This window comes from Streptomyces sp. McG3, assembly GCF_018619185.1.
Lineage (GTDB): Bacteria > Actinomycetota > Actinomycetes > Streptomycetales > Streptomycetaceae > Streptomyces.
This window is the reverse complement of record NZ_JAAXYC010000567.1, coordinates 1-1,247: the sequence shown is the minus strand read 5'-3', so window position 1 is coordinate 1,247 and position 1,247 is coordinate 1. Positions and strand designations below refer to the sequence as shown.

At 71.1% G+C, this 1,247-nt stretch carries 1 protein-coding gene; it reads right to left on the bottom strand.

Going from position 1 to position 1,247, the window contains the following annotated elements:
* The coding region (locus HET64_RS38480; RefSeq protein ID WP_215111859.1) for a type I polyketide synthase at positions 1–1,247 on the bottom strand (1,247 nt) is incomplete at both ends.

Sequence of the window (1,247 nt, the reverse complement as noted above, 5' to 3'; positions counted from 1 at the left end):
ATGTCCACGTCGGAGGGTTCGAGGCGGGCGTTGGCCAGCGCCTGGAGGATGACCCGCTCCTGCGACGGACCGTTGGGCGCGGTCAGACCGTTGGAAGCGCCGTCCTGGTTGACCGCCGAGCCACGGACGACACCGAGGATCCGGCGGCCGTTGCGCACCGCGTCGGACAGTCGCTCCAGCAGGAGCAGGCCGACCCCTTCGGAGATGCCGGTGCCGTCCGCGTCGCCGGAGAACGCCTTGCAGCGGCCGTCCGTCGCGAGTCCCCGCTGGCGGCTGAACTCCACGAACGGATCCGGCGTCGCCATGATCGTGACCCCGCCGGCCAGCGCCAGTGAGCACTCGCCCGACCGCAGAGCCTGCGCGGCAAGGTGGGTGGCCACCAACGAGGAGGAGCATGCGGTGTCGACCGTCATCGACGGCCCCTCCAGGCCGAGTCCGTACGAGACGCGACCGGACGTGACAGCTCCGGCGTTGCCCGTGCCCACCACGTCCTCGTTGCCCTTGGGCGCGGTCGTGAACCGGCTGGCGTAGTCGCGGTACATCGCGCCCGCGAAGACACCGGTGTCGCTGCCGCGCAACGAGACCGGGTCGACCCCGGCGCTCTCCAGCGCCTCCCAGGACGTCTCCAGCAACAGGCGCTGCTGGGGGTCCATGGCGGCGGCTTCACGCGGGCTGATGCCGAAGAACGCGGGGTCGAAGTCGCCCGCGTCGTGCAGGAATCCGCCCACGGCCGAGTAGGTGGTGCCCGGCCGGGAACTCTCCGGGTCGTACACCGCCTCCAGGTCCCAGCCACGGTCCGCGGGGAACTCCGAGATGCCCTCCGAACCCGAGACCAGCATGTTCCACAGGTCCTCCGGCGTGTTCACGTCGCCGGGGTAGCGGCAGGCCATGCCGACGATCGCGATCGGCTCGTCCGCCGATGCCCGTGCCTCCACCTGGCGGCCGGTCTGCTGACCGGACAGTTTGCCGTGCAGGAACTCCGCGAGCGCCACAGGCGTCGGGTGGTCGAACGTGACCGTGGCAGGCAGCCGCGTACCGGTGGCCGCGCCGAGGCGGTTGCGCAGCTCGACCGCCGTCAGCGAGTCGAACCCGAGGCTTTGGAACGCCGTGTCCGGGTCGATCGCGCCCGCGTCCGTGTGCCCCAGTGTCGTCGCGACGTGCTCCAGCACCAGCGTCAGCAGCGATGCCTTGTCCGTCGCGCGCACGGTGGTGGTTGTGGTGTGGCGGGGGATGAGGTTGCGGAGGAG